At 48.3% G+C, this 19,985-nt stretch carries 22 protein-coding genes and 1 tRNA gene; 4 read left to right on the top strand and 19 right to left on the bottom strand.

Features of this window, described 5'->3' with window-relative positions; genetic code table 11:
- Positions 1–85 precede the first annotated feature (85 nt).
- The 3 genes from DD597_RS23655 to DD597_RS23645 all read right to left on the bottom strand — a co-directional run bounded on the left by DD597_RS23655 (position 86) and on the right by DD597_RS23645 (position 4,112).
- On the bottom strand, positions 86–1,321 hold the full coding sequence (locus DD597_RS23655) for an AAA family ATPase (protein WP_129256641.1): 1,236 nt from the start codon (positions 1,319–1,321) through the stop codon (positions 86–88).
- Positions 1,322–1,417: 96 nt separating this feature from the next.
- Positions 1,418–3,790 (bottom strand): porphyrin biosynthesis protein, encoded by a 2,373-nt coding sequence (locus DD597_RS23650; RefSeq protein WP_129256640.1) that lies wholly within the window; start codon positions 3,788–3,790, stop codon positions 1,418–1,420.
- A 109-nt stretch (positions 3,791–3,899) separates the two neighbouring features.
- Positions 3,900–4,112: a hypothetical protein gene (locus DD597_RS23645; RefSeq protein WP_004110118.1), complete on the bottom strand. Its 213-nt coding sequence runs from the start codon at positions 4,110–4,112 to the stop codon at positions 3,900–3,902.
- Between the two features lie 263 nt (positions 4,113–4,375).
- Here DD597_RS23645 and DD597_RS23640 point away from each other — a divergent pair, with 263 nt between their 5' ends.
- Positions 4,376–4,762, top strand: coding sequence for a transcriptional regulator (locus tag DD597_RS23640; RefSeq protein ID WP_022649892.1), 387 nt, complete (start codon positions 4,376–4,378; stop codon positions 4,760–4,762).
- Here DD597_RS23640 and DD597_RS23635 read toward each other — a convergent pair.
- The 7 genes from DD597_RS23635 to phoH all read right to left on the bottom strand — a co-directional run bounded on the left by DD597_RS23635 (position 4,754) and on the right by phoH (position 8,771).
- A complete protein-coding gene (locus DD597_RS23635; protein WP_063946432.1) occupies positions 4,754–5,860 on the bottom strand; it encodes a site-specific integrase in 1,107 nt (368 codons plus the stop codon). The two genes, DD597_RS23640 and DD597_RS23635, sit on opposite strands and share 9 nt — an antisense overlap.
- 173 nt (positions 5,861–6,033) lie before the next feature.
- Positions 6,034–6,444, bottom strand: a complete 411-nt coding sequence (locus DD597_RS23630; protein WP_058662766.1) for a type II toxin-antitoxin system YafO family toxin — start codon at positions 6,442–6,444, stop codon at positions 6,034–6,036.
- A gap of 9 nt (positions 6,445–6,453) precedes the next feature.
- Positions 6,454–7,062, bottom strand: a complete 609-nt coding sequence (locus DD597_RS23625; RefSeq protein WP_165298164.1) for a hypothetical protein — start codon at positions 7,060–7,062, stop codon at positions 6,454–6,456.
- 95 nt (positions 7,063–7,157) lie between these two features.
- The gene (locus DD597_RS23620; protein WP_129256639.1) at positions 7,158–7,403 is read right to left on the bottom strand and encodes a GrxA family glutaredoxin; all 246 of its coding nucleotides are present in this window, start codon (positions 7,401–7,403) and stop codon (positions 7,158–7,160) included.
- On the bottom strand, positions 7,403–7,768 hold the full coding sequence (locus tag DD597_RS23615; RefSeq protein WP_048228578.1) for a Gp49 family protein: 366 nt from the start codon (positions 7,766–7,768) through the stop codon (positions 7,403–7,405). The genes DD597_RS23620 and DD597_RS23615 overlap by 1 nt, the downstream gene beginning before the upstream one ends.
- A 15-nt stretch (positions 7,769–7,783) precedes the next feature.
- Entirely contained in the window at positions 7,784–7,987 is a 204-nt protein-coding gene (locus tag DD597_RS23610; RefSeq protein ID WP_048228580.1) for a hypothetical protein, read from the bottom strand.
- A gap of 10 nt (positions 7,988–7,997) precedes the next feature.
- Complete coding sequence (gene phoH, locus DD597_RS23605) at positions 7,998–8,771, bottom strand: phosphate starvation-inducible protein PhoH (RefSeq protein WP_063162164.1); 774 nt, start codon at positions 8,769–8,771, stop codon at positions 7,998–8,000.
- 209 nt (positions 8,772–8,980) lie between these two features.
- Between phoH and DD597_RS23600 the strand changes: the two genes are divergently transcribed.
- Both DD597_RS23600 and DD597_RS23595 read left to right on the top strand, forming a co-directional pair.
- Positions 8,981–9,538 (top strand): hypothetical protein, encoded by a 558-nt coding sequence (locus DD597_RS23600; protein ID WP_048228581.1) that lies wholly within the window; start codon positions 8,981–8,983, stop codon positions 9,536–9,538.
- 77 nt (positions 9,539–9,615) lie between these two features.
- Entirely contained in the window at positions 9,616–10,530 is a 915-nt protein-coding gene (locus DD597_RS23595; RefSeq protein ID WP_058662764.1) for a DUF4238 domain-containing protein, read from the top strand.
- 160 nt (positions 10,531–10,690) lie between these two features.
- Here the strand turns inward: DD597_RS23595 and DD597_RS23590 are convergent, their stop codons facing one another.
- The 7 genes from DD597_RS23590 to DD597_RS23550 form a co-directional block, all read right to left on the bottom strand.
- Positions 10,691–11,416, bottom strand: a complete 726-nt coding sequence (locus DD597_RS23590; RefSeq protein ID WP_129256638.1) for a hypothetical protein — start codon at positions 11,414–11,416, stop codon at positions 10,691–10,693.
- Between the two features lie 241 nt (positions 11,417–11,657).
- A tRNA-Asn gene (locus DD597_RS23585) sits at positions 11,658–11,732 on the bottom strand.
- Positions 11,733–12,482: 750 nt separating this feature from the next.
- The gene (locus DD597_RS23580) at positions 12,483–12,788 is read right to left on the bottom strand and encodes a hypothetical protein (RefSeq protein WP_058662762.1); all 306 of its coding nucleotides are present in this window, start codon (positions 12,786–12,788) and stop codon (positions 12,483–12,485) included.
- Positions 12,789–12,936: 148 nt separating this feature from the next.
- Positions 12,937–13,149: a hypothetical protein gene (locus DD597_RS23570; RefSeq protein ID WP_058662761.1), complete on the bottom strand. Its 213-nt coding sequence runs from the start codon at positions 13,147–13,149 to the stop codon at positions 12,937–12,939.
- 57 nt (positions 13,150–13,206) lie between these two features.
- Positions 13,207–14,529, bottom strand: a complete 1,323-nt coding sequence (locus DD597_RS23565) for a DNA ligase (protein ID WP_129256637.1) — start codon at positions 14,527–14,529, stop codon at positions 13,207–13,209.
- A 34-nt stretch (positions 14,530–14,563) separates the two neighbouring features.
- On the bottom strand, positions 14,564–15,040 hold the full coding sequence (locus DD597_RS24990; protein ID WP_173651629.1) for a hypothetical protein: 477 nt from the start codon (positions 15,038–15,040) through the stop codon (positions 14,564–14,566).
- An 81-nt stretch (positions 15,041–15,121) separates the two neighbouring features.
- A complete protein-coding gene (locus DD597_RS23550) occupies positions 15,122–15,916 on the bottom strand; it encodes a hypothetical protein (protein ID WP_129256636.1) in 795 nt (264 codons plus the stop codon).
- 186 nt (positions 15,917–16,102) lie between these two features.
- On the opposite strand from DD597_RS23550, the gene DD597_RS23545 reads away from it, so the two are divergent.
- Positions 16,103–17,356 (top strand): tetratricopeptide repeat protein, encoded by a 1,254-nt coding sequence (locus DD597_RS23545; protein ID WP_058662758.1) that lies wholly within the window; start codon positions 16,103–16,105, stop codon positions 17,354–17,356.
- Here the strand turns inward: DD597_RS23545 and DD597_RS23540 are convergent.
- Both DD597_RS23540 and DD597_RS23535 read right to left on the bottom strand, forming a co-directional pair.
- Entirely contained in the window at positions 17,348–18,463 is a 1,116-nt protein-coding gene (locus DD597_RS23540) for a DNA primase (RefSeq protein WP_116344162.1), read from the bottom strand. The genes DD597_RS23545 and DD597_RS23540 overlap by 9 nt on opposite strands.
- Positions 18,464–18,620: 157 nt before the next feature.
- The gene (locus DD597_RS23535) at positions 18,621–19,961 is read right to left on the bottom strand and encodes a DnaB-like helicase C-terminal domain-containing protein (protein WP_129256634.1); all 1,341 of its coding nucleotides are present in this window, start codon (positions 19,959–19,961) and stop codon (positions 18,621–18,623) included.
- Positions 19,962–19,985: the final 24 nt, after the last annotated feature.

Below are 19,985 nucleotides of genomic sequence, written 5' to 3'. Positions count from 1 at the left end.
CACTCGGGCCTATCCGGACACGCCAGACAAGCCCGGCCAGTTTCAGACGCTGCGATAAGAGAGCCGAAACATCCTTTACGCACGATTAACCGAAGATCTTCTGAACCACTTCACGCGCTGCCTGTGCAGACGTGGATGGAAGTTTATTGATAAACGACTTTTCGATGCCGGCAGAGAAATCACCGCGCATCATTCCGATTTTTGCGGACAGCAGCAGCTCGCGAGGGCCGATTGGCTGGCTGATCAGATGCTGTTCATAACCTTCACGGACAAGGTTCGCGAATTTCACCATCTTCTCGGCGTATTCGCGGATGACGCCAGCCTCAGCCAGCATGTTGACTTCAGCCTTAGTGCTCATGTACTTCACGTTCGAAACAATGCCGAAGCGCGAGAAGCTCGCCGCGTTCTGGATGTTCGTTCCTTGATAGAGACCCGTTTCGTCGCCAGAGCCGTTAGTGTTTCCAGTGCCAATGAAGGCAAAGCGTTTATGCGGAGTGATACGGCGCCAGTCCGGAGTTGCCTCTTTGATGATCAGCGGTTCTCCTTCAAGAACTGGCTGGTACACACCCAGAATCTGCGGGAACGCGAAGTCATATTCATCAGCGAGGTACACCCAGCCATTTTTCATCGCCAGCGCCAGCAAACCCGGCTCGAAGTAGGTGGAGCCATCGCGAGCGAGGATCTGGCCTGTAACGTGTGCTTCTTCCATAGACGCCGTATGCTGGGCGCGGATCAGTGGTCGATTCAGCAGGGCGCATAGCTGCGTAGGAAGAGAAGATTTACCGGTTCCTGCATGACCCCAGAGATAGCCTGGGATTCCGATTTCCAGCATCATGAAGATGTCTTTAATCAGGTCGAAGTCGCCATACACATAGTTCTTCTTCGCTTCCGGTACGAACTCCGGATATGGCGTGTTGACATTGACTGTCACCTGTAGTGGTTTTCCGCGTGGCGTTCCCAGCTCTTTGATCGTTACGCCAAGCAGCTCGTGCGCGGCCACCAGTTCGGTCTTGTATTCGACCGTTCCTGCGTAGCCCGGGTGTGCGCTAATCTCCGCTACTTTTCCTTCGCCTGAATGCTTTTCGGCACGCTTCTCATTGAGTTTGGCCAGTGCCGTGCGAGAGATCGTTGGTTCATCCGGAAACGCAGTGGTGTACATTTTCACCACCTCGTCCACGTCCAGACCTTTCGCGGACTCAGGAATGTTCTCGCAGCGGCCCATAGAGATATGGGATTTCAGGTAATGAAAGGATTTGCCACACCACTTGCAGACGATGGCTTCCGGCAAATGTTCTTCTTGCTGTAGTGCAGTAGCGGTCATGTGTTTTTCCTTACTGTTTGTCGTTCGTGGGGTATATCTTATATAAATATAATAGGCTGTATAGTAAGTGATTACTTATTTTTACGGGTAAAGCAATTACCCAAGAATGATACGAGATAGCTCTGTGACGACTGACGGCCCTAACTCTTCTACGCTGTTTACCAGTGCGTAATTTTTGTAGTAACGCCGTGGTGCGTCGGTCAGAACGCCGATAGCCATCAAATCGATGTCACTCAACGTCTCAATTTCTTTGGTGACGGTTCGCAAATGCTGATGGAACCCATCGCCTGCAGCACATGGCGCCCCGTCGCTCATAACCAGCATGATCTTCTTGTCCTCCATTCGCCCTGCAAACAGAGTCGCCAGCTGCGCGACGCTCTCACCATCGACGTTATTGAGCAGGGGGAACGTCTCACACACGCAGCCCATGCGGGCGCGGATCTCTGGAGAGTTAGCTTTCTCATTCCAGTTTTTGATAATGGGCAGCATTAGCGCCTCGAAACGAGTAAACCCGCGCTTCGACATGGTTTCATAATCTGGGCTACCAAACGTGGTAAAGCCGGTGATGATGTTAGGCACATTGATACGATCCAGAGCATCCGCAATGGTGTAGGCGCTGGCGAGTGCCAGTTGAATCTTCCTGCCGCCCATTGAGCCGGACAAGTCGATCACTTGCTGGACGCACGCGTTCACCGCTCTGTGGTCTTCTTTCTTGCGGAACACGCGGTCGTCGTTCATTGCCAGACGATACAGGTTCGCGCCATGTATCCGCCCACGTCTCTGGCCTGGGATAAACTGAACTCGATTGCGGCTGGCGATAGCTCGCTCCAGGTCTTTGGCCAGAGTCGAAGAAACGCCTGCTGACAGATGTTTTTCTATTTTCAGTTCAAAGAGCCTTCTGCCTTCCGGAACCATGCGGTAGCGATCGACCGGTGAGTGCATCGGGATTGCGCCGAACGTCTTTCTGGTGCGCTTTACATGCTCTTCAGCCTCATCAATCAACCCGATAAAGTCGTATGAACGATCGTATGGGCGATACTCAGAAAGTGAGGTGCTCATAAGCTCTTTGCTGATGGTGGCCGACAGTGCGTCTTCGGTCATTTCGCCTGTTCCGTCTTCCATCTCGTCGAGCGCCTTGAGTGCGTCCTCCAGAGTCATTTCATCCGGAGCAGGAACAAAGCCTGACTCACTGTTTTCAGGCGCTTCCGCAGCATCCTCATTTTCTTTACATTCGCCGTCTGTTTGATCGGCGGCATCATCTTCCTCTTCGCCTTCTCCTTCCGACTCCCCGTGACCGGCATCGGAGTCTTCGCCGTCATCACTATCACTATCCCCATCGCCAGCGGCGCCAGAGCCATAACCATCGGAGTCATCGGCGTCTTCGCGAATGCCATCACCAGGCGTTGGAGAGCCAGTGTCATCACTACCACCTTCGTCATCAGAATCACCTGATTCCATGCCGGCATCATCGGATTCTGGGGTGTCTCCTGATTCCTCTTCGCCTGCTTCTGTATATTTACTTTCTGTATCACTAATTTCTTTATCCTCTGTAGGTAAGTCCTTATCTACTGATTCGGGCAAATCAGAATCCCCAGACTCTTCCTCTTCTGAGGCATCATCTTCTTGCTCTTCCTTGTCGTCGTCTTCGCCTTTGGTACGCTTTGGTGCTGATTCACTATGAGTCGGTTCGTCACCGGCTTCTGGGGTTTCCTCTGACTCATCCTCACTCTTCGACGGCTTCCTAGCAGACGATTTAAGCTCTGGTAATTTGCCCTCTGGCTTGTCTTTCATATCCTGCATGATTTGGGCGATAGCAGCTGCTACCTTCACGCAGTCTTCTGTGTTCGACATATTGCGAACGGCCACGTCGATACCATGCTCTTTGAGCAAGGCCACAGGCTTATCGATGAGGTGCCAGTGTTCTTCCATAAAGTCGATGAAAGGGCTTTGGCCATCCCAGGCGCGAACGACCGGGCAAAGGAAGAATTTCAGGAACAATTCACGCTGGTTGCCGTGGCAGATTGAAACCGCCTCTGACACTTTGCCCTTGAAGTATTTGTCGATCACCAGGTGCTGTGTGGCCAGCAAATTGCGACGAGTTCCGTTGAATACCTGTCCCATTCTGCGTTCAATAAAAACGTCTTCCAGCGCGTTCCAAAGCCCGGTAGACGGAGCCTTTCCTTTCTCGCGCATCTTCATTGCGACTTTCGGATCAGTAAAGAGGATATGGGCCACCTCATGGTCGAGAAAACCACGTACTGCGTTCATGAGGGTTGGTGACGCGTCGTCCGGTATAGATGGGATGTTTACCAGCACTGGTTCGCCGCGCCGGTTGTAGCGGACATATGCTTCATTGCCTCGCTCTGCAACAGGTATCTGTTTGCCTGATAGCATCGCTACAACTCGTTTTACGCAGTCGCGAAAGTCCTGTACCTCTTTCAGCACAGATCTGGTCATGGCTTTGGACATGAGAATTTCCTTGTTATTAAAACAATTTGTTTTCTGATGTGCGTAATTTATCACTGTACGAACAGGCAACTAAGCTGTTCGTACAGGCATCTATAGGCAGGAATGTGTTTTAAATGGTTCTCACGGCAAGGGAGCCGCAACCGGTATTGATGAGAGTGAAATGTTTATTTTTTAGCTCAAAAGTGAAAACCGTCGTATCAACCATTTCCACGGGAAGCTCTTCAGATTCTAGTTCTGTCAGGATCGTCGCGACGCCATCCAGTCCAATCGCATATGCGTGTCCAACCTCAAGGGCGGTCAATTTAGAAGTTATATTTTTCATTTCATATCATCCAACTGAACACATTTGAAAGTTCGGCAATACTACTACCTATTGTATCAATATGGAATGCAACTATATCAGATACGTCTTACTTATTTCTGTAAGCGAATAGTGACAAATCGCCTAAAAACCATAGTATAATGGCGGTATGCCGGGATTTTGTGCCTACCGAAATTAAATAGATAAGTCTTTACAACCCTGGCCTTTGCTGTAATATCAGTAAGCACTTACCAGAGATAAACAAAACACGCAAGGTTCACTACATGGCTACCAACGAAACAGAGATCAAACAAGGTCGCTACGCAGCTTACATTGACTCGTTAATCACAATCTCGCCTAAAAGTCAGGCTACCATTGCCAAAGAGGTTGGGTACAAGAACGCCAACAATCTCTCTCTCATCAAAAGCGGCAAAATCCCACTTCCAGTAGATAAGGTTCGAGCATTAGCCGAAGCGCTGGATGCAGATCCGGTTCGACTGATGCTGATGGTTCTGGAAGAACGTCATCCTGAGCTGCTTGAGTTTTTTCGCGAAGAGGGCACTGCACCTCTCTCCGCTGATGAAAAACTCGTTCTAGAAGCGTTCCGTAACCGTTTTGACGGTCAACAGGGTGCGTCAGAAAAGGTGGTAGAGGCCATCAAGTCACTGTGAGAAATTTACACGAATAAGCTCCGTGGCTAGACGATCTCCCTTGAATTTGTGGTCTATCTCGTCTAAGTCTGTTTGATTAACGATAGATGCGATGTACGTTGAGAAGTTATTCAAGGCGTCTCGCATCTCATCCATATAATCGTGGCGATCATAGACGCGATCTATCCCTTCAAGACTGTGGTTCATAATCTTACGGGCCACCTCCTGATTAATCCCCAGAGCAGGGAAATAACTACGCGCTGTACGTCTCAGATCGCGTGGGGTGAATGACTCAACCTCCATCAACTCAGGTCGTTCCAGTATCCTTCTCAGTGCCTGGGCAATGGCCACCTTAGACATTGGCGTATCCACGCCTTTCTTCTTATTCGAAGGAACGAGCCACTGGCTGCCTTTCCCGTACTCGAACAACTCTTCCACGCATTGACGCATCAATGGGCTTAACGGCAGCGCGTGCTGTCTGGCCGATTTGTTTCGCGTACCTTGATTCCATACATCACGTTGAAGGTTGAACTCATCCTTTCTGGCCCGGAGCACTTCATCGGGTCGTCTGGCAGCGACAAGACAGAGCCTGGCCGCCCACTTTGTGCCTTCGCACACATTGAAGTAATCCCAGACGTTCCAGAATACCCAGACCTCGGCGTCGGTCAGTTTACGTTCGCGCGGCACTGGCTTTGCGCCACCGGCAACTCTATTGAGCGACATATCATTCAACGGTGATGTATCAATCAGCCCCTGAAAAGCGCACCAGCTCAGGAACTGTTTCATCAGGGAGAACACGCGTCTGCCCTGGACGATCTTGCCTTCCAGTATCAGTGGGTTCACCAGCTGGTTGACCAAGACCCTACTTATATCACTTACCTTTACATCAGAGATATGCGGCATTACATGTATCAAAACACAATGAACGGCTATTTCAGGTCGACGTCTCGTTATCAGTAAAGATAAGCGAGTGAATAACATGAAGGCGGAAGAAAACGACATGTCACCGTCGAATTTGGCGGTCGACACTGCCGACAAACCGGAAGCGCGTTCGAGGTACTCGATGGCTTCCCGAGAGGTGTTTTCTGCTGCGCGTGCTTTATCAAAGGTGTTTTTCATCGTCCACTCACTGAGTGAAGCCTTTTTACTGTATTTATAAACAGTATATTAGGCATAAGTTTCTGTATGATCAACCATAAAATAGCCTGTTTTGTACAATGATTCCATACTTAATAGGTATGGAATCATTTAAGGCCGAAAATTTAAATTCTGAGATTTTATTAGCGTGATTGTCACGGATTAGTGAGAGCTTGAAATGCGGCGGCGTATGCAGCGATATCGGCCATAATTTTTGGATCTTTCGCAAACTGATGTGCGTTGTTAGGGAAGATTGCCAATAGGCTATACACATCTTGGAAATGTGCATGTTGACTGTAAACGAGTGCGCGGTCGCTTGTGCAATTGAATCTGTTGCGGCTGCTGGTTCGTTCTTGCTTCGTGAACAAGAGATGAACGTGATAAACGCGGGAGGACACAATAGCACCCGGAGCCGTATACGGGCCATCTTTCCCGAATACGGCTGGGTACATGCCTTGTTTAAGCGACGTGAAATCGTTGAGTAACGTGATCTTTAAGTCAGGCTTTATATCGAAGGTCGGCTGTAAAAATTGGGCGTAACTATCACTGTTCCATGTGACCTTCATCGTTCAACCTCAATGGAATGAGAAGTTGGCGAAGACGTCCTCATCAATGAGGCCAGTCTGCGATTCGATGACGTCTACGTCGTTAAAACACTGATTTAAAATCAATAGCAGATCAGAGATAGCCAAACGATACTCAGTTACAGAATCGCTCAGGCGCTTCAAGTATGGATGAGGTTGCTCAGAGTCACGAATCAACTTGTTAACGAATCCCTCCAAACCACGAATGGTCAGGTCAACGTTCTTCAGTTCTTCGTAACGGCTTTCACCGAAGCTGCTGCGAATCTTTTCCGCTTTCCATCCAGAGATGGCATTAGCCAGGCGAACGTGTTTCGCCGTCAATTCTGCGAGCTTGCTTTCGATCTCTGCCAGCTGTGCGGCATCGCTGTTCTCCTGAACAGGGATACCTGCGGTTCTCACATAGGTTTGTTCTTTGAATCCTGCGAATTTTGCAGAGTGCTTCACCGTGCCACGGAAGCGTCGATATCCAAGCGGCTCAATAAAGACACGCCCAGATTTAGCTTTAGGCTTTGCATTTGAAAAGCGCGAAGCGTTAGAGGTCACAGTAGCAAGGGCATTGCTAATGACACTCATATCTTCCAGGCAATTTTCTAAACGCATAAAACCTCTTAACTACTCAATGGCTCGTAACTAAGTGTACGCTGTGTTGATGAAAGCGACAAATAATAAACGGCCCCAAAAGGAGCCGTATTGTATTACAGAGTTCTCGCAAAAGCAGCAAATTCTGTATAGCCGCCGATAGGTTCACCATTTACGAACACCTGCGGTATGGTTTCCACCGGCTTGCCAACCAGGTCGCTCAACTTCTCTTTGTCGATGCCGACAGACACAATATCGATGTATTCGTAATCACCAAAGCCGTGGCCGTGCAGCTGCTTCGCCAGCTCGACCGCACGTTTGCAGTATGAGCAATTATCGCGTCCGTAGATAACGACCTTCATCACTTCACCCCGTGCAGCTGCTGCTTGAGAAGATAGCCTTCCAGGGGCCAGATTTTGGCAATTGCGTTCTGGCGTGCAATTTTACGCCCGATCTCCGGGTCAAAGTTCTCCGGGCTGGCGCACGCAGACTCGCCGGTTACGGTAAAGCCGTTCTCCAGCACAAGAACGCAGAATGTCAGCAGTTCGAGTGATTGCGGGGCCGGTTCAGGCTCTTCCTGCTTCAGCCACAACGGTGAGCTGCGATATCCGTCCGCGCCGGTAAAGTAAAACTCGCCTGAGATAACGGCTTCAATGCGTTCCGGGGTAACACGCGCGGCCGTTTTGCCTTTGGCCACAATCTCTTTTTCGATATCCATATCGGTCATTTTGGTTTCCTTACGTTAAAAACGAGCGATCCGGGCACGAAGAATCAGGTCATACGCCTTCATCGTGTCCAGCTGCTTAATGAGGATGATGCGGTCGACATACAGCAGGCGAGCAAACCCGTCGCCGGCAATGTACGCCTCCAGTTCTTTGATGCGGCCACACAGTTCTTCGTGTTCATCCATGACACGTTTCTGGTGTGGCAGGTACTCCTTGGTCATTGGCTTCCCCTTACTGATAGGCTTCCAGTGCGACTTTGCATAGCTCAGAACGCACGCAGTCTTCGGTCGCAAACTCAATAAGGCCAACATGGGAGGAAGGTTTAAAACGCTCCAGTGCATCTTCCAGACCAGACTTAACATTGCCTGGCAGGTCGCATTGCGTCACATCCCCGTTCACAATGACAGTTACGTTCTCGCCCATACGGGTAAGGAACATTTTCATTTGTGACGCTGTAACGTTTTGTGCCTCATCGAGAATGACTACAGCGTTCTCGAACGTTCGCCCACGCATGTAAGCGAAGGGGGCAATTTCTACTTTGGCCACCTCTGGCTTTAAGCAATATTCAAGGAATGAGCCACCCAAACGCTTCTGTAGCACGTCATAGACGGGCCGAAAGAACGGGGCGAACTTCTCGCTCATGTCACCCGGAAGGAAGCCCAGATCTTCTTCTGCTTGCAATACCGGACGCGTCACGATGATCTTCCCGACTTCCTTATCCAGCAGACGCTGCGCTGCGACGGCAGCAGCCAGGTAGGTCTTGCCGCAACCGGCTTCACCAGTGGCGAACGTCAGAGGTTTGGTATCGAGAGAGATAAGATAGCGGGCCTGGGCCTCGTTACGCGCTTCGATGGGAGAGTTGTCGCGTTTAGGTTTTGGTGGCAGAGCAGGGGCGGCAGCCAGTTCGTCAACGATGATTGTGTCAATTTCGTAACCGTGGATGCGTGGTTTCGACTTCAGAGCCTGACGAGCTGCGCGACGCGCCTGTTTACGTTTGTTTCCCATATTGAGTCCTTTCAAGTGAGTTACCGAAAGAACTATACTCACAAATAATAAGTAAGTCATTACCTACGAGTGCGGATTTAAATGTTATATCAGCGATGCAAGATCAATTTATCACTAATAAATATTGATAAAATAATACGCTAAGACCACAAAATTTCTGTTATCCGATCCAACCTATATTGCTTGTATAAGACACATGAGGGCATTTAATGCAGCGTCTAACAATTTATGCAGCTGTAGTTGCAACATTAACGGGGTGTAGCGGGCATTACGCCCCATCAGCAGAAAAGACAGCGGTAGACCAGTTGAAAACAATAAATGACAATAGTGAATTATGCTTGGAGTTAGCCAAAGTTAACAGCATACCCGCAAAATCTGGAGGCGTGGCCACGATGCAAAGAGAGGATTTTGACATTTATTATGCTCAGAAAACCTATCTAAAGCAACGCATTGCCGCACGCAGACTAGATTGCAGCAAACTTAATAATTCGCAGAAAGCAACACTCGTTGGAGAATTGAGTCCGGAACAGGCATTAGCGAGAGTCTCAACGACGTGCAACGCCATAGCACAGCGTTCACAGTTTGCCGATCCAAACGTTGTTTATGCAATGTGCAACCGCGGCTACAAAGCAACGGCCAAAAAGTGTAGCCATGATATGGCCCAGTTTACAGAGCAGTCTATGCACCTGACTGGTACGACACGAGCTGAATATCTCGAAATAGGAGGAGGATTCCGTGCAGGTTGTAATTTACATTTCAAAGGCTAAGTTCAGTTTGAGAATGCATTAACTGAATAATATTATCACAATTCATATTTACATTTTTTGCGTCATAAGGAATAACTGTGAACCAAGCTAGACATCATCACTACCTTTCTCAGTGCTATTTGCGAGGATTTACGAAAAATAGAGGTGTGAAATCAAAGCTTACTGCCTTTGATCTAAAAAATAAAAAAATCTTCGAATCTAACACTCGAAATGTAGGAGGGGTTAGAGATTTTAACAGAATTGATGCTGAAGATGTTGATCCTAATGTACTCGAAAGTACACTGGCTGAGTTTGAGGGTAGCGTTGCTACAGAACTTAATAATCTTAGTCAGGGTAAGCCATTCTCAGGAGAAACAAAGGATATTCTTCTCACTTTTATTTCATTACTCGCTGTAAGAACACCAGCTATGCGAGAACACTTACAATCTCAAATAACCCCGATAGTAGAAATGGTCGCGAAAATGACTGTTTTAAATCAAGAGAGATACGAGGATACTATCCGAGATTATGAGGAAAAATCTGCGAAATCTCTTCCCGTAGTTCCATTTGAGAAGATGAAAAATTTTGTCGAAGGTGGGCAATTCTCAATTTCGGTTAAGCGTGAATTTCTCATAGCGGCAGAAATGGAAATGTCTAAGGCTATTGATACTGCGCTCCGTAGCCGTAGCTGGCGATTATTCCGTTCTACAGATGAATCAGGCACCTTCATAACTTCAGATCACCCAGTAAGCTTGATGTGGACAGATGGCAGGCCAGGTTCACCAGGTTTTCTAGTTGAAGATACCTGTGTTCTTTTCCCCATATCGAAAGATATAGTGCTGTATGGGGATTTCGGTGACATAAGTGGTCAGTATCATGCAACTAAAAAATTAGCTGCTCATTTCAATACATGTGTCATCTATAATGCAGTCGAAAGGGTATTTTCTTCCGATCGGACGTTTAATTACATTGATGGGAATGGTGTAATCAAACAGGGGAAAAAACTTATGTGAAATTGGTAGGGGTAGTCATGCCCCTATGATTTTTTTGCGTTTTTCTTCTTCCAAACGTGAAGTTTTAATCTGTATTATCTGTTTATTTTCATTGTTGTTATCTCCATGCAAACAGCCTCACTCCTACTACTGGTGGTGCTACAGATAAATAGTTTATGACTTAGCCAAAATTAACAGATGCTTTTTGATAGTAGATAACTGCCGCCTCCAACTCGCGAACATATCTGTCAAACTCGCCTACAACATACATCAGAAACCGATCGTTCATGAGAATCTCGTCGAAAGTATTGACTGTTATACCAGCGTTTTCATTCATTGCTCGGTTTACTGCGCTAATCTCACGTGATTTCTTTAAGGTTGAATTTGCAAGGCTATGATAATTTTCGACAACACCGTCATTGTGGGCCATGATATTTCTGATTGCAGCAAGATGATCAATGCTTCTGATGCCTTTGCCACCTATAGATCCAGTAAGTCGCTTATGACAGTCTTCGACCAATTTGAATTTTTTGTCAGTCTCCTCTCCCGACAATTTATCCATGACATCAAGACATTCGACCACGTGGTGTTCAAATAGTCCATACATCGTCAAAAAAGCTGAACGACGAGTAAGTTGTGTAATCAGGTGTTTGTGTTTCGATTTTACTTCATCAGCATTATATCCAGAACTGGAGCCGCAGGTAAAATACGGTACCGTATACCGATAAACATTACCGTCATCATCCTCATGATAATCTTCAAACTCATCTTCCAATACCGCGCCCGGAAGTGCGGCATCATTGAGAGCACTTACAATGTTTGTCTCAGCTTGTTCAGCGAGCATATTCATGACTCTTATTGATGTCTTAGCCTCCCAAAGTTTTAAGCTGAAAAATAGCTTTGCCATCAGTAGAGTTCCCTAAAGTGTTTCGCAGATAGCTCAAATGTAACTCCAACAAAATATTTAGCAACGCAAAAGGGGCCGAAGCCCCTTTGATTTTTGCGCTAAAAAAGTGTTGCTACGATGCTAAGAAGCAATGGTTAAGAACGTCTGCCGTGTCTATCACAGCGCTGAACGGTCTGGCGACATTTGCGGAGTCTTTCCGTTCCGACGGTGGTGGCGAACTCCAAACCGTTCAGCGCTGTGTTGGCGATGGTGGGTGGATTCGAACCACCGACCAGTTGATCAACAGTCAACCGCTCTACCACTGAGCTACACCATCATTTTTCGCGGCGGTACTTGTTCATGGGCAACCAGGCAACCAAGGACTTTCCCGCAACTTGCACTTTCCGTTAGTGCCAGACGAGGCTTGTGGCTCGCTCACATAGAGCGAAGATCTTGAATCCTTCACGGCGGTTGATGGCCGCCAGATTTTTCGATCTTATCAGATGTATGGAATCATCCATGTTGTGAAACCAGGGGCTACATAGGCAACAATGATTTCACCAGAGGGTTAAAGAATCCTGCTTTCACAACGTTGAGGCCACTGAACCGATTTATGTTCGACCCAACATATTAATCAGTCGCTACAGCTCTGTGGAATCACCTGTATGATTAAAAGAAAACAGTGACCTCAACGTTGTGCGCTGGCTAACCATACCAGCCGGGTTACGTCGCCGCTTTTAACCCAAGATTAAACGACATAAGTAATGGAAATGACGTAACAGGATGGACGGTTAGCTGGCTGAAACCGGGATGATGGAATGGAATGAGGAAACCAACCGTCCATCCTGTTACTTCATCGGAAAGAGCATGGGTGGTGCCGTATCATGCTCTCTCCTGCGTTCTGCAATCACACTCGCTCAGTGTGTCCCATTTCGGTGACGAGGCTGGAAACTGACCTCGCTGGTGTTTGGCTTCTTAGGCTACTGCCAGGTACGTATCTTCGTTTGCAGTTATATTTAACGTTCAAACAGTCGCGTCTCAACGAAAACAAGTGAATCTTATATATACTAGATAAGTAAGTAAATACTTATTTCTCTATACATCGTTTAGTTGCTATTTTTTTGATCAAACTCACCTTCTGTTCCGGCGTTCTCGTGATGATGGCCGTAAAACGCTTAGCTTGAATAGTGATAGATTCGTTCTCCTTCAGTTCACCGTAGTGAGTCTCCAGCAAAGAACCCAGGCGCCACAGACCGTCGTCTATGCGTTTGTAGCTGGCAAATCTGATCAGCAGTAGCTTTACGATTAACTGACCAATGTAAAAGGCACATCCGAAGCCGGCCGCCACAAGGTATGTCGCCAGCCACCAGTCGAAAGAGGTCAAATTGCTCATTTCCACACTCCCGTCTCGTGAACAACTCGATACAGACGCTTACCGATGCGAAGCGTTTTAGTTTTCAGTTCCTGCCTGACCAAATCGCGACAGATACTGAAGCCGAGTGCCACGCCGCCAGCAAAAGATAATAGGATGTATGGAATCATCATAACGCCCCTTCCTCAGTCAATTCCTTCAATAATGAGTGTCCTTTTTCTGTGAGCTGATAGTTCTCCACACATCCTTTTGGCGAAACGTTAGCGACAAGATTCATGCGTTCCAGTTTGGCACGGGTCTTTGGCTTCCAGTTAGCGTAGAACTGTTTCCACTGGCTGATTTCACGGAGAGTTTCTTTCTCCCGTTTACTTAACATGATCATCCTTAATCTCCTTCAGTGAGTACGTGATATCTACAATGCGGCAAATGCGGCCGAGCATCAGTCTTTATCTCCAATATGGTCTTCGGTATCTCGCAGACATTTCGGCCACTTCAGACGCGGGTGGCGTAAGCTGCCTTCTGGCGTTTTCTCATGGCAGTGAACCTCGACGATGCGTCCACGATACTTATCCTGATTGTTCCAGATCTCATCCAGGTACTTATGCTTGATACCGCTGGCACGAACGATGACGCCGCTCTCCAGACGAATCACTATCTTGCCCAGCGTATGCGCAAAACCAGAGTCCGGGTCGCCTGGCTCGAAGTCGATGATTTCACCGTCTTCAGAATCCTCGTCTTTCAACTTCCACCAGCTGCGGGTACGCTTGAACTCGTAAACAGAGTCCGGATCTTTCCCCATCTCCCCTTCTTCGTTCTCGTCCAGGCGCTTCATAAAGCGTTCGATGAAGTCTTCATGGCTATGGATGATGTAGAAAGGATGCAGGTGGATATCTGGCGCATAATCCTCTCCGCGAGTGTTGCGGAACAACGCCACCAGCTTGGCCAGGCGCTCTTTCAGCTTCATGCCGGTTTTCAGGTACTCTTTGCTTTTTGCCTGAGCACGCCACTCTGGTAAGAAGAAATCGAAGATGTGGTAAACGGCACCAATGGCTTTCACGTTCTTCTTGCGAAGCGCCGACACGGACTGGTTGAACGTACCTGCAGTACCCTCACCATCGAAAAAGATGTGCTTGAAACCGGAGAGTCTGCCTCGCTCCAGCATGGCTGGTTTAAGGTGATCGAGTGACGTAATCGGATTGCCGGTACGCGTCAGGAAGTTCACCTCTTCCTCGTCAACGATGACTTCGCAGATAACCCGGAGACCATCGAGTTTGAGGCTGCCGATCATTGGCCACTTGGCCTTGGGATTTGGTTTAAATGGGTATTTGTCGCCTTTCTCCTTGTACGGAGACGCCAGCTGTACCTCAAACTTCGGAATTGGGTTTTCGAACACCTTGTTGCACAGACTGACACCGACGCCGGCTTTCGGATCTTTCAGCAGGAAGCGACGAAACACGTCCTGCCCGTCAGCGCACATTGAGGCAACAAGTGATTCGACAGCAGTAATGGCCGCGTTCCCGGTCAGTTCGCGCGCCGCCAGCTTCTCCAGCAGCTCGACTACCTTCTGGTCGCTGGGTACGGAAGTATCGAGTGGCTCGGCCACTTTGTACTTCTTCACACCGAATCGAATTAATGGGTTGAGCATTAGCGAAACCATGCTCTGCTCAAATTCATCAAGGTTGGCCAGCGCCTCTTTCTTGGCGTTGGTTCCCATCGTTTTTATGGCATCCAGCTTGTGCTTTAGGGCGATCAGTTTTTCCATTAGTGTTTAACCTCCATCGGTCGCTCGGGAGTTTTCATGTGTTTTCTTTGGTTGCTTCTTCAATGAGTGCCGCGTACACGTCAGTGACGGGCGCCAGTGAATCGGTGGACGTGGTTTCGGGTTTGGCTGGTTCTGTTTTCTTCGTGCGTTTAACCAGACTGTTAATCGTCATGGTGTTGCGCTTCCGGGTGAGCGTGCTGGCGTGGTCGTTTTGCTCTTCCACTTCTTTGATAAGCGCAGTCATATCGATGAAGTAGAGCTGTTCGCCTTTGCGGATCTCTTCGACCATCATCTTCAGCGCCTGGCATTTTCCAGCAGCAATGGCCGCAGCGCAGGACTGGAAAGATGTAGCCGGGAGACGCTTCTCTTTGTAGGCGAGGATGGTGTGCTGGCAGACTGTATAGCTGCAATGGGCCTCATGGCCGTTGATCTTCACTTCCGGGCAGCGCAGCGAATAACCGTTGTTTCCGGAGATAGACGGGATTTTCGACAAATCTGTTCTTGTGGACATGCTTCTAACCGTAGTCGTGTACTTACTTATTGAGCGCAGTTTAAAAAAGCCCCACCAGGGGGCTAAATGGTTTTTCGAGGCTTACCAGGTCGCCCAGCCAGTCATTTTGTCCTGAGCGGCTTCGAACCGGTATGGCTCCAGTAAATCGTTGGCATGGTGGACGGCGTAGGATTTTGCCTCCTGTTTAATCATCGGCAGCTCGTTGGCCAGGCGTGCCACCTGCCCTGCAAAACTGGCGAGCACACCATCACATGCCTGACCCGCATCGACAATGATGCGCACCAGGTCTAAGTCGCTGCGGCACATATCGCAGATGATGCCGTATTCAACCTCACGAACACGCTGCACCGCCTTCTTGGTGTCAGCATTTACAACTAAATCCAGCAGACCAGGCGGGGTCTTCAGCTCAGAAGAACGTTCCATTACTTCAGGCAATTCGATGATGCTTAGGAATGCGGCGCAGGCTGTGTCCTCTTCAGTTTCCGCTCTGTTTTTGATCGCTCTTAGGGTGATGTCTACGACACTAAGAAGCTCTTCACCATGCAGGCATTGGGCATAATTCGTGAAGACGATACGGCCGTCGTACCAGGCGCCGGTACGTATCTCCATCGAGCCATTCTCACCCTTCTTCATGAAAGCCACCAACGCGGCACGCTTCTGTTTAATGCCCGGTAATTCAGGGGACTCTCCAAAGCGAACCCACACCCGCATGTAAGAAGAACCTTCTGCAAGCGATACAGTCTTCAGCACCTGTGCAATATGCTCCAACGCCGCATCGATGGCTTCACCAACAATTTTCTGGCGTTCGTCAGCGTCGATTTCCACGCCCGATTTATCAATCATCTCTGTCACGGATTTTTGAATGTCTTCTTTCATCGGTATTCCTCACTCAACAATGCGCTTATTCTTACAGAAACATAAGTATGTATCTACTTATTAATGTAGGCGCTCTCTCGCTTTGAAGACTGACACTGACAGGCTCACCGAATTGAAGTAACCTCTCTAACTACAAACGCACCTTTGACTACCACACGACATTCACTTGGTTAAACACGAAACGATATGAAATTCATCAACTCAACAGCACTACTCGCATTGTCACTGTTTCTAAATTCTGGTTCGGCGGTAGCTAATGAAAATCAGAGACTTATTGAATCTGCCGCAGGTGGAGATATCATTTCGCAGCGTGATTTAGGGGTAAACTATCTAAAAGGCATAAACGGCTTCGAAAAGAACTATCCTCAAGCAAAAAAATGGCTCACATCGGCAGTGGAAAAAGGAGATAAGCCAGCCTCTCACGCCCTCGCATTAATGTACACATTTGGATATGGCGTCAACAAGGATTACCGTAGGGCTGAACAGTTATATAAAATTGCTGACAATGCGGTAGAAGGTGCTGCCTACAATAATCTTGCAGTTTTTTATGAAAAAGGCCTGGTAGGTAACCCGGACTCTGCTTTAGCTATTAAATACTATAAACTTGCTGTGGCTGCCGGCAGTCCAGAGTCTATGTATTATTTAGGTGCGAAATATCTGTCTGGAAACGGAGTCCCTAAGAATAGTAAGAAAACTTTTGAATTGTATAAAAAAGCGGCTGATAAAAACTATGTAAAAGCTATTACTAGCCTGGCCTCATTGTATGATGAAGGGATTGGAACAAAACGAGATGATGCTGAAGCCATTAAATGGTACAAAAAGGCAGCAGATCTTGGAGATCCTATGGGTATGTCAAATCTTGGTTATATGTACATTCATGGTGAAGGCACTCCAAAGAATTATTCTCTTGCCCGCTCATACTTAGAAAAGGCGGCAGATAAAGGCAATGAGGCGGCCTTGGCAAACTTAGGATATTTGTATTTAAACGGATTGGGCGTAAAAAAAGACTACCAAAAAGCAAGTGAACTTTATCAGGCATCTTGTGACAAAGGCGAAAAAATTGGCTGCGATTCACTTAATGATATGAAGAGACTAGGTTATTTTCGCACGTCTATAAAACAACCAAAGAATAAAATTGATAGCAATCGTCTTATTGCAAAATCAATAGATAAAGGTGTAAATGCGACATTTACTTGGCAGAGTGACGTTGCCACCTTCAAAGCTAATAATGGAAAAATTGACTGTAACTTTCTACAAGATAATACAGACAATGCAGGAAATCAGGCAACATCCTTTGTCTGCACAGACAATGTCCAGATTATTTTGAAGCGATTCAATGAAAGCAATAATGCCTACCTTGCGGTTATGACAGACAACTTCAAAACTGAGGTAAAGACGTTCTCTGTGAACGTCTATATTTCTGAAGTTAACTCAAAGTAATGCTGCTATTCCTTTAATTTTGGCTAACAATTCAAGCTGTTTGGTATATGGTTTAGCACGATAATAAGCCTTGAGGATTTGCTCTGGCGTCGCGTCGCCCGGGTCAAGTCCTTCCTCTCCCAAGCAGGCGACTTTAACATTGATGCCCAGACTGGCGATCCGTCTGGCAGCCGACATCGTGTTGCGGATCGCTTGCTTCTCGCTATCCCACATCATAATGACGTTTCGCAGACCACGGGCCTTCAGTGTCAGGAACGCGCCCAGCTGGTCTTCTGCATCTTCCGTTGTGTTTCCGGATAAGTGCATCCCGAACGTACCTATTGGCTCGACGTACTCTCGCAACGTCTCTTCTTCGAATATGGCGCGCTTAACCCCCATGACATCAAACGCACCTTCACACACGACGACCGTCTGCTTTCCGACCGCGTTATGGCCGTTGTAGAGAAACTTTCCGGAGGCTGGCAGCTGCATGGGGAAAAGGTAGCGACGTTCTGCTGTGCCGGTGACATCACGCCCCTGGAATGTCTTCATGACACCATCCAGATCGTAAACCGGTATGAGAATGCGCATGTCAAACACCTGCCCCTTCACCTGGTCGGTGTAGGGATCGACATACGCGTGCTTACCTTCCACGCAATAACGAAGGTCAAAGTATCTGGCCATTTCCGGCGTTATGAGACGCTTAACGAGATAATCAGGAAGTCGCCCATCGATAGGAAGTTCATAGTGGCGCGGAAGAGCAACTGGTCCCTCAAGCTCAACACCACTGGATAACACCACCTCTTCTTTCTTCGGCGCCCACCCCTGCGAGATTAAGGCATTCTGAACGTATGCCTCAAAATCCCGACGTGATTTGCCACTGTAGTGCTTGAGAAAAACCAGCTTGTTAAACTGAATCTCTTCGGGGTGATCACCCGCAAAACATTTACCTACGCCATGAGAGAGGTTGAAATACACTTTCCAGTTTGAGCTGCCGCATACCGGACACTCTTTGATGTTAATTTCTCGCCCGCGCGTACTCACTCCACCGCGACGATAGATAACGCCTTCAGTATCGAGCCATTGTTCAAAATCCAGCTCGGTCAGTAATTCTTTCAAGTCGCTCACGTTCTTAACCCTACTTTTTGCAGGTAATATCTTGATAAGCCTCGGTATTTGAATACCATAAAGGCTCATGTGTTTTTTCTTTTGTGGCTTTGGCAAAAGAGAAAATTTGTTCTCTTATGGAGACCGGCGTGGAGAGCGTTTCCCCACGCCTTCTTTTTTAGAGGACGTCCATAATGCGTTCGATGAATCGCATTTGTTCGAGGTTCTGCTTAACGCGGATGCTTACGCCGCCTTTCTGGTTACGTGAACCAGCGAAGTACAGACGCGCTTCGCCTTTCGCTTCTTCCTCTTCCGTTTTGTTGATCGTGATAACGAGGTCAGCTATACGCACCTTCTCGATGTTGTCCGCTGCGTGCATCATTGTGGCCACCTCTGAAGCACCACCTTCCCTGTTAGTCTGCGATGCAGTGATGCCGGCAACGTTGTGTTTGTCGTACAGCGCACGCAGGTCAGTGTAGATGCTGCGAATGTTGGCGCGGTCGTCTCGGAGGTCGTAGCTGGCACGCATCAGGTCGGCGTAGTCGACCACGACCATGTCGGGAATCATGCCATTGGCTTTCATGCTGCCCAACATACGATCCAGATCTGCGGGCGACATGCTTCCGGACGGTCGTTCAACAATCCACAAGCTCCCCACGCCTTTCGTCGCGCCAAGCTCTGCCAGTTTGCGATGGACGTCGTCGCGGCGCTCCACCAGCTTAGACATTTCAGTCTCTGACAGACGGGCGTCAAAGCGATCTGACAGAATGGAGGTGTGAACTTCCAGCGACAGATACAGGACGTTGTAACTGGCAAGCGCGGCGTTGATGGAGAACTCACCCATCGCCGTCGATTTACCAGACTTCGCGAAGCCCATGAACAGCACCATTTCACGCTTTGCCCAGCCTTTCTGGTAAAGCAGCTTGTCGAGCAGCGGTAGACCCGTTGTGATGCTGTTTGGCACGTAATCGTCGGATGCTTCATACTCACGCGCCTTGTAACGTTCTGCTGATTCAGAAAAGTAATCGTAAATGCCGGTCGCTTCGTTAGAGCCGATTTGCTGCACTTTGGCCATGATCGCCATCGCGCCCTGGAAATCGCCCTTCTCTTTCATCTCAGCCGCTTTAATCAGCGCGTCGTCGAACGCTACGCTTTTGGCGAACGTGGCAACCTGGTCGACCATGTAGGCCGTATCTGACAGCTTCTCAGCGAGAATCCGCTTAAACGCCTCAACGACTTCGGGGAATAGCTCTTCGCGGATAGTCTTATCGCGTTTGGCGCGTTTGAGCATGTCGAGGATGGCCGACGATGATGGTGCACTCTTATACATTCTGTAGTAGCCCGACACCATGTTCACCAGAATGGCGTTAGCCGCATTGGAGAACTGGTTTGGCGCAACCAGATCACCGGCGCGAGTCAGAAATTCATGGTCGCGACAGAAGTAGGCTGCGAGTCGATTCTGGAAATCGTCGTCGAACTCTTCAGACAACCCTCGTCCTGTGTGGCAAAGTTCGGTCATGTGCTTTCCTTTGGTGCTTAAACA

Source organism: Enterobacter cloacae complex sp. 677-3DZ2D5B, from assembly GCF_004136695.1.
GTDB classification, from domain to species: domain Bacteria; phylum Pseudomonadota; class Gammaproteobacteria; order Enterobacterales; family Enterobacteriaceae; genus Enterobacter; species Enterobacter hormaechei_C.
This window is presented reverse-complemented; position numbering and strand designations above follow the sequence as displayed.

Bases quoted from the DNA above. Each gene is read 5' to 3' on its own strand.
- DD597_RS23655 (WP_129256641.1), bottom strand. From the start codon at position 1,321: ATGACCGCTACTGCACTACAGCAAGAAGAACATTTGCCGGAAGCCATC.
- DD597_RS23650 (WP_129256640.1), bottom strand. From the start codon at position 3,790: ATGTCCAAAGCCATGACCAGATCTGTGCTGAAAGAGGTACAGGACTTT.
- DD597_RS23645 (WP_004110118.1), bottom strand. From the start codon at position 4,112: ATGAAAAATATAACTTCTAAATTGACCGCCCTTGAGGTTGGACACGCA.
- DD597_RS23640 (WP_022649892.1), top strand. From the start codon at position 4,376: ATGGCTACCAACGAAACAGAGATCAAACAAGGTCGCTACGCAGCTTAC.
- DD597_RS23635 (WP_063946432.1), bottom strand. From the start codon at position 5,860: ATGAAAAACACCTTTGATAAAGCACGCGCAGCAGAAAACACCTCTCGG.
- DD597_RS23630 (WP_058662766.1), bottom strand. From the start codon at position 6,444: ATGAAGGTCACATGGAACAGTGATAGTTACGCCCAATTTTTACAGCCG.
- DD597_RS23625 (WP_165298164.1), bottom strand. From the start codon at position 7,062: ATGCGTTTAGAAAATTGCCTGGAAGATATGAGTGTCATTAGCAATGCC.
- DD597_RS23620 (WP_129256639.1), bottom strand. From the start codon at position 7,403: ATGAAGGTCGTTATCTACGGACGCGATAATTGCTCATACTGCAAACGT.
- DD597_RS23615 (WP_048228578.1), bottom strand. From the start codon at position 7,768: ATGACCGATATGGATATCGAAAAAGAGATTGTGGCCAAAGGCAAAACG.
- DD597_RS23610 (WP_048228580.1), bottom strand. From the start codon at position 7,987: ATGACCAAGGAGTACCTGCCACACCAGAAACGTGTCATGGATGAACAC.
- phoH (WP_063162164.1), bottom strand. From the start codon at position 8,771: ATGGGAAACAAACGTAAACAGGCGCGTCGCGCAGCTCGTCAGGCTCTG.
- DD597_RS23600 (WP_048228581.1), top strand. From the start codon at position 8,981: ATGCAGCGTCTAACAATTTATGCAGCTGTAGTTGCAACATTAACGGGG.
- DD597_RS23590 (WP_129256638.1), bottom strand. From the start codon at position 11,416: ATGGCAAAGCTATTTTTCAGCTTAAAACTTTGGGAGGCTAAGACATCA.
- DD597_RS23580 (WP_058662762.1), bottom strand. From the start codon at position 12,788: ATGAGCAATTTGACCTCTTTCGACTGGTGGCTGGCGACATACCTTGTG.
- DD597_RS23570 (WP_058662761.1), bottom strand. From the start codon at position 13,149: ATGATCATGTTAAGTAAACGGGAGAAAGAAACTCTCCGTGAAATCAGC.
- DD597_RS23565 (WP_129256637.1), bottom strand. From the start codon at position 14,529: ATGGAAAAACTGATCGCCCTAAAGCACAAGCTGGATGCCATAAAAACG.
- DD597_RS24990 (WP_173651629.1), bottom strand. From the start codon at position 15,040: ATGTCCACAAGAACAGATTTGTCGAAAATCCCGTCTATCTCCGGAAAC.
- DD597_RS23550 (WP_129256636.1), bottom strand. From the start codon at position 15,916: ATGAAAGAAGACATTCAAAAATCCGTGACAGAGATGATTGATAAATCG.
- DD597_RS23545 (WP_058662758.1), top strand. From the start codon at position 16,103: ATGAAATTCATCAACTCAACAGCACTACTCGCATTGTCACTGTTTCTA.
- DD597_RS23535 (WP_129256634.1), bottom strand. From the start codon at position 19,961: ATGACCGAACTTTGCCACACAGGACGAGGGTTGTCTGAAGAGTTCGAC.